This is a genomic window from Staphylococcus sp. HMSC069D12 (genome assembly GCF_001810405.1).
In the GTDB taxonomy this organism is placed as follows: Bacteria; Bacillota; Bacilli; order Staphylococcales; family Staphylococcaceae; genus Staphylococcus; species Staphylococcus haemolyticus.
The window spans coordinates 22,239-29,908 of the sequence record NZ_KV801104.1; the positions used below are offsets into that span (position 1 = coordinate 22,239).

5 protein-coding genes are annotated in these 7,670 nt (G+C 35.6%); 1 reads left to right on the plus strand and 4 read right to left on the minus strand.

What is annotated here, in order from left to right:
• Positions 1-265 precede the first annotated feature (265 nt).
• On the plus strand, positions 266-1,078 hold the full coding sequence (locus HMPREF2737_RS04740) for an NAD(P)H-hydrate dehydratase (protein ID WP_037552514.1): 813 nt from the start codon (positions 266-268) through the stop codon (positions 1,076-1,078).
• Between the two features lie 101 nt (positions 1,079-1,179).
• Here HMPREF2737_RS04740 and gyrA read toward each other — a convergent pair whose 3' ends face one another.
• The 4 genes from gyrA to yaaA form a co-directional block, all read right to left on the minus strand.
• Positions 1,180-3,879 carry a DNA gyrase subunit A gene (gyrA, locus tag HMPREF2737_RS04745; protein ID WP_037552516.1) on the minus strand — a complete coding sequence of 900 codons (2,700 nt, stop codon included), beginning with the start codon at positions 3,877-3,879 and terminating at the stop codon, positions 1,180-1,182.
• A gap of 97 nt (positions 3,880-3,976) precedes the next feature.
• Positions 3,977-5,911 carry a DNA topoisomerase (ATP-hydrolyzing) subunit B gene (gene gyrB / locus HMPREF2737_RS04750; protein ID WP_037552518.1) on the minus strand — a complete coding sequence of 645 codons (1,935 nt, stop codon included), beginning with the start codon at positions 5,909-5,911 and terminating at the stop codon, positions 3,977-3,979.
• A gap of 9 nt (positions 5,912-5,920) precedes the next feature.
• Positions 5,921-7,036: a DNA replication/repair protein RecF gene (gene recF / locus HMPREF2737_RS04755; protein ID WP_037552520.1), complete on the minus strand. Its 1,116-nt coding sequence runs from the start codon at positions 7,034-7,036 to the stop codon at positions 5,921-5,923.
• A complete protein-coding gene (gene yaaA / locus HMPREF2737_RS04760) occupies positions 7,033-7,275 on the minus strand; it encodes a S4 domain-containing protein YaaA (RefSeq protein WP_172458781.1) in 243 nt (80 codons plus the stop codon). The genes recF and yaaA overlap by 4 nt, the downstream gene beginning before the upstream one ends.
• Positions 7,276-7,670 lie beyond the last annotated feature (395 nt).

A 7,670-nucleotide genomic window follows, 5' to 3' on the forward strand; every position in this document is an offset into this window, starting at 1 on the left:
TAATCACTTCCCATCATTCATTACAAAATAATCTTCATAATAGTGTTGACGAAAGTCATTCACAGGTATAATATTTTCTATTGTATTTAAAAAGGTCATAAACAAACATTCAAATTTAAAACTCAACAGGCGAGTTAGTTTTTGATGCTTTCGCTACGCATCTCATCGTCACTTAAAATTTGAGTTATATATAGAATTGACAATAATCACATTTTTACAATTTAGTATTATACGTTCGAAACGTCTTCAAGGGAGGGTTTAATTCATGGAAACATTAACAACAGTTAATATTCCAAAAAGAAAAGAAGAGACACATAAAGGTGACTATGGAAAGATTTTACTTATAGGTGGGAGTGCCAATTTAGGGGGAGCAATCATGTTGGCTGCGCGTGCATGTGTTTATAGTGGGAGTGGATTAATTACAGTAGCTACACATCCTACAAATCATGCTGCACTTCATTCTCGTTGCCCAGAAGCGATGGTTATCGATATTAACGACACTAAAATGTTAACTAAAATGATTGAGAACACTGATAGTATTTTAATTGGGCCAGGCTTAGGTGTCGATTTCAAAGGTAATAACGCAATTACATTTTTACTACAAAATATTCAGCCACATCAAAACTTAATTGTTGATGGTGATGCTATAACGATATTTAGTAAATTAAAACCTGATATCCCAACTTGCCGTGTTATCTTCACGCCACATCAAAAGGAATGGGAACGTTTGAGTGGTATCCCTATTGAAGAACAAACTTATGAACGTAATAGAGAAGCTGTAGATAAGTTAGGTGCTGCAGTTGTACTGAAAAAACACGGTACTGAAATATTCTTCAAAGACAAAGAATATAGACTTGGCATTGGTACACCGGCAATGGCGACTGGTGGCATGGGAGATACGTTAGCTGGTATGATTACAAGCTTTGTTGGACAATTTGATGATTTTAGAGATGCGATAACTAGCGCAACTTATACACATAGTTATATTGGAGAAAAATTATCTGAATCTATGTATGTCGTACCACCTTCACGTTTAATTAGTGAAATTCCATACGTTATGAAAGAATTAGAAAACTAAATAAGCTATAAAAATAAGACTTCCCTGGTATTAGGGAAGTCTTATTTGTTGAAGAAATCAATATTGTTGTAACTTTCTATTATTGATTAACCTTCTATTCTTTAGTTTTCGTCATCTTCATCATTGTTAGATGCATTTTCAATGTCTTCATTTACACGATCCATGAAGTCTTGTCTAACTTCAATACGTTCATCTGTTGCATCTTCATCAGATGAAACTGTAGTCTCTTCTTCCGCTTCAGTATGAAGTGCGTTACCTGGTGTATCATCATCAATTACTTCTTCACTAGAACTTTCTGTACTTTCTGCATTTGATTCACCATTTTCAGTTTGAGCAGCCTCAGTCGCATCTTCATCTTCTGTTTTATCAATAACTTTAGCAACTGTTGATACAAATTGATCATCGCCTAATTTCATTAAGCGAACACCTTGAGCTGCGCGACCATTTTGAGAAATATCATCTACTTCTAAACGAATGATAACACCACTATTTGTAACAATCATTAAGTCTTCTTCGCCATTAACAGTTGTGATACAAACGATATTACCATTACGTTCAGTAATCTTCGCAGTCTTGATACCTTTACCTCCACGATTTGATAAGCGATATTCACTCACTGGCGTACGTTTACCATAACCATTTTCAGTGACGACTAGCACTTCATCTTCGCTATCGGCATGGGCAACATCTAGACCTACAACGACATCATCTTCACGTAATGAGATACCTCTTACACCTGCAGCAGTACGACCTAATGGACGTAAACTTGTTTCTGCAAATCTAATTAATGAAGCATGGGATGTTCCAATTAAGATATCTTGGTTACCATCTGTAAGACGTACTGCAATTAATTCATCGTCTTCTTTGAATCCAATCGCAATCTTACCGTTCTTATTGATATGTGAGAAATTGCTTAAAGCAGAACGTTTCACAATACCATTTTTAGTTGCAAATACTAAGTAACTATCTTCATCTTCAAGGTTTCTAACAGCAATCATCGTACTGATTGTTTCATCATTATCTAATTCAATCGCATTAATGACTGGAATACCTTTAGATTGGCGAGATAATTCTGGAACTTCGTATCCTTTAAGTTTATAAACACGGCCTTTATTCGTGAAGAATAGAACGTGGTCATGTGTACTTAACGTTACAAGTTGACTTACGAAATCTTCTTCCAATGTATTCATACCTTGAACACCGCGTCCGCCACGGTGTTGTGAACGATACGTTGAAACTGGTAAACGTTTAATATAATTATTATGGCTCAATGTGATGACGATTTGTTCTTCAGGAATTAAATCTTCATCTTCTAAATCATCTAAGCCACCTAATTGAATTTCTGTACGACGTTCGTCACCAAAACGTTCTTTAATATCAGTTAACTCATCACGAACTAATTGAAGTAAAACTTCGTCATCGGCTAAGATTTCTTCAAGTTCAGAAATATAACCGAGTAATTCGTTGTATTCATTTTCAATTTTATCTCGTTCTAAACCAGTTAAACGTCTCAAACGCATATCTAAAATAGCTTGCGCTTGACGTTCAGACAATTTAAAACGCTCTTGCAATGTTTCCATAGCGACTTTATCTGTTTCTGATTCACGAATTGTCGTAATAATCTCATCGATATGATCTAACGCTATACGTAAACCTTCTAAGATATGTGCTCGGTCTTTCGCTTTTTTCAAGTTGTATTCAGTACGACGACGTACAACTGTCTTTTGATGTTCTAAATATTCAACTAAAGCTTGTTTTAAATTGATTAATTTTGGACGTCCATTAACAAGTGCAATCATATTAACACCAAATGAAGTTTGTAATGGCGTCTGTTTATATAAATTGTTTAAAATAACATTGGCATTTGCATCTTTACGAACATCGATTACTACTCTAACGCCAGTACGTAAACTTGTTTCATCACGTAAATCAGTAATACCTTCAATTTTCTTTTCACGAACAAGTTCTGCAATCTTCTCAATCATACGCGCTTTATTAACTTGATACGGGATTTGAGTCACTACGATACGTTGGCGACCGCCACCTCGCTCTTCAATTTCCGCACGTGCACGCATTTGAATTGATCCTCGACCTGTTTCATAAGCACGTCGGATGCCACTTTTCCCTAGAATTAAACCAGCTGTTGGAAAATCAGGGCCTTGAATATCTTCCATAAGCTCTGCAATCGTTACATCTGGATTCTTACTTAAATGTAAAACACCGTTGATGACTTCGGTTAAATTGTGAGGAGGAATATTTGTTGCCATACCTACAGCGATACCTGATGCACCATTAACTAATAAGTTAGGGAAACGAGAAGGTAAGACTTCCGGCTCTCTTTCAGTACCATCATAGTTATCTAGAAAATCGATTGTATCTTTGTTAATATCACGCAGTAATTCTAACGTAATCTTAGTCATCTTCGCTTCAGTATAACGCATGGCAGCGGCACCATCGCCGTCCATTGAACCAAAGTTACCTTGACCATCGACAAGTGGATAACGATAACTGAATGTTTGTGCCATTCTGACCATGGCATCATAGATTGATGAGTCTCCGTGAGGGTGATATTTACCCATTACATCCCCAACGATACGTGCTGATTTTTTATATGGTTTATCAGGGGTCATACCTTGTTCATTTAAGCCATATAAGATACGACGGTGTACAGGTTTTAAACCATCACGTACATCAGGTAACGCACGTGAAACGATAACGCTCATTGCATAGTCTAAGAATGATTCGCGCATCTCGCTGGTTATATTTCGTTCATTTATTCTTGATTGAGGTAAGTCAGCCATCAAGATATCCTCCTTCTATAATCAATTCACTTAAAATAGCAAGACTGCAAGCCATTATGCTGTACAGTCTTTAAGATTTTCAATACTAGACGTTAACTTAGAAATCTAAGTTCGCATATACTGCATTGTCTTCGATAAATTGTCTACGATTTTCAACTACATCACCCATTAACATTTCAAATGTTTGGTCCGCTTCAATCGCATCTTCTAATTTAACTTGTAACATCATACGGTTTTCAGGATTCATAGTCGTTTCCCATAATTGATCCGCATTCATTTCTCCTAAACCTTTATAACGTGATATTTGCCATTTAGGTGTAGGGCTTAATTCTGATTTCAATTTATCAAGTTCACGATCATTAAATACATAATATTTTTGTTTGCCTTGTGCTAATTTATACAATGGCGGTTGTGCAATATACACATATCCCGCTTCGATTAGTGGTCTCATGAAACGATAGAAGAACGTTAGTAATAAAGTTCTAATATGCGCGCCATCCACATCAGCATCTGTCATGATTACAATTTTATGATAACGTGCTTTAGAGATATCGAACTCGCCACCAATACCAGTACCAAAGGCTGTAATCATTTGACGTATTTCATTATTGTTAAGAATACGGTCTAAACGTGCTTTTTCAACGTTTAAGATTTTACCTCTTAACGGCAAGATAGCTTGTGTTTTAGAGTCACGACCTTCTTTTGTAGACCCCCCGGCAGAGTCACCCTCTACTAGGAAGATTTCACTTTCTTCAGGTTTCTTACTTGAACAGTCTGCAAGTTTACCTGGTAAGCTTGAAATTTCTAAAGCTGATTTACGACGTGTCACTTCACGTGCTTTCTTTGCTGCGACACGTGCACGTGATGCCATAATTCCTTTTTCCACAACGATGCGTGCAACATTTGGATGTTCATATAAGAAACGTTCAAAATGCTCGGCAAACAATCTATCAACAATTTGACGTACTTCAGAGTTACCTAATTTCGTTTTAGTTTGTCCTTCGAATTGAGGATCACCGTGTTTAATTGATACGACGGCTGTTAAACCTTCACGTGTATCTTCGCCAGACAATCTTTCTTTATCGTCTTTAATAATCTTACTTTGTGTTCCATAGCTATTTAATATACGCGTTAAGGCACGTTTGAAACCATCTTCATGCGTACCACCTTCATAAGTATGAATATTATTCGCATAAGATAATAAGTTTGTTGCATAACCGCTGTTATATTGCATAGCGATTTCTATTTCTACATCATCTTTAGTTTGATGAATATAAATAGGTTCTTCATGAATAGGCTCTTTATTTTCGTTTAATAGTTCAACGTAAGATTTAATACCGCCTTCATAGTAATATGTATCTTCGCGTTGCTCTACATCTTCACGCTCATCTCTTAAAGTGATTGAAATACCTTTGTTCAAGAATGCAAGCTCTCTAATACGCTTTTGTAGCGTTTCATAGTTATAAACAGTTGTTTCAGTGAATATCTCACTATCTGCTTTAAAGCGAATGACTGTACCTGTTTTATCAGTGCTACCTACTTCTTTAAGATCAAATTGAGGTACACCTTTTTTATATGCTTGATGATAGATAGTATCGTTACGATGAACGTATACCTCTAATTCTTCAGACAATGCGTTAACAACTGAAGAACCTACACCATGTAGACCACCAGATACTTTATAACCGCCACCGCCGAATTTACCACCAGCATGCAGTACAGTTAAGATAACTTCAACTGCTGGACGGCCCATTTTTTCTTGAATATCAACAGGAATGCCTCGACCATTGTCAGTTACTTTAATCCAATTGTCTTTTTCAATAATAACTTCGATTTGATTTGCATAACCAGCAAGTGCCTCGTCGATACTGTTATCCACGATTTCCCATACTAAGTGGTGCAAACCTCTTTCTGAAGTTGACCCTATATACATACCAGGTCTTTTACGAACGGCTTCTAACCCTTCTAATACCTGTATCTGTCCAGCACCATAGTTATCTGTGTTGTTTACATCTGACAATGTATTCACCATCACTTTCTATTACTTTATAATTTCACCTTGATTGATTCGATAAAGCTTAGCATTATTCATAATTTCATGATCTATGCCGTCTACAGATGTTGTTGTTACAAAGGTTTGTACTTTATGTTGAATCGTGCTTAATAGATGTGTTTGTCGAGAATCATCTAATTCGCTTAACACATCATCCAATAATAAGATTGGATATTCTCCAACTTCAATATTCATTAACTCTATTTCTGCTAATTTAATGGATAATGCAGTCGTACGTTGCTGCCCTTGAGATCCATATGTTTGTGCATCCATATCATTTACATTAAAGCCTAAATCATCTCTATGTGGTCCAAATAAACAGACGCCTCTATCCATTTCTCGCTTAATATTGTCATTCAATAGCGTAATCACTTCGTCCAATAACGTCTGTTCACCTTTGCTCATATCACTGAGTTTAATACTTGGTAAATAAGTTAATGACAACGTTTCTCTCTCATTCGTGATACCTGCATGAATCGGTTTAGCCAATGATTCTAATTCTTTGATGAAATGCTCTCGTCTCAACGTTACATTTAAAGCATATTGTGCAAATTGTTGGTTTAAGACTTCTAACATTGTAGTGTCTTGCTTCTGGCCCAATTGCAGTTGCTTTAAGTAATTATTCTTCTGTTTGAGAATACGCTGGTATTGAGCCAAATCATTTAAATATACTGCAGATATCTGACCTAATTCCATATCAATAAAGCGTCTTCGTATCTGAGGGGATCCTTTAACAATATTTAAATCTTCTGGCGCAAAAAGAACCACGTTAAGATGTCCAACATACTGAGTTAGTCGACTTTGTTCTAAGTGGTTCACTTTTACTTGTTTACCTTTTTTAGTTATAAACATCGTTAGTGGCATCGTTCCATGTCTATAATTTAGTACACCCTCTATTTTAGCATACTCTGAGTTAAACCGTATAAGCTCCTTATCATTCGATGTACGATGACTTTTGGCTAAAGCTAATGTGTAAATTGATTCAAGCAAATTCGTCTTCCCTTGTGCATTTTCTCCGATCAGAATATTCACATCAGGATGACATTCGAGCGTAACTTCTTCATAGTTACGATAATTTTCTAATTGGAGTGTTTTAAGTTTCATTGTTCACCTTGATGAATAATGATTACAGAATCAATTTCAGGGATATCTGGGAAATCAATTCGATCTTGGTTAGCTAGTTTTTTACCACGACGTGTTTCGCGCTCGCCATTAATTAGAACTTCAACATCTTGTAAGAACCATTTAGCTTGTCCACCTGATTCAATAATGCCTTCCGTTTTAAGAAATTGGCCTAACGTAATATCGCCTTCAACTACTACTTCTTGAACCAAAATAATCACTCCGTTTCTTTATGTGTCATTAATATATTATACCTTTTTTAGGTTTAAATTTCATTTAAAATGGAATGTGAAACCGTTTACTTTACAATATCTTTTTACATATTTAATTTTAGTAGGAAAATTAGTTATATTTTTCAATTTGAAGCGGCTTTTTTAAAGAAAATTGAAGATTACAAATGAGGTTGTATAGAGAATAGCCTGATTTTTAATTTTAAAGGCCATTTTAGCTTGATGATATATTATTTAGAGTTATCCCACTAGTGAATAACTTTTGTGTCTATATTGAAGGCTGAATGAGCTTAAATTAAATAAAAAAGGAGTTAGGACGGAATTCCTTTTGAATTCGTCGTAACTCCAAATTAATGGCTCTATAATAAATTGGACTGATGACTAAA

Coding starts and splice junctions, on each gene's coding strand:
- gyrB (WP_037552518.1), bottom strand. CDS start 5,911: ATGGTGAATACATTGTCAGATGTAAACAACACAGATAACTATGGTGCT.
- gyrA (WP_037552516.1), bottom strand. CDS start 3,879: ATGGCTGACTTACCTCAATCAAGAATAAATGAACGAAATATAACCAGC.
- recF (WP_037552520.1), bottom strand. CDS start 7,036: ATGAAACTTAAAACACTCCAATTAGAAAATTATCGTAACTATGAAGAA.
- HMPREF2737_RS04740 (WP_037552514.1), top strand. CDS start 266: ATGGAAACATTAACAACAGTTAATATTCCAAAAAGAAAAGAAGAGACA.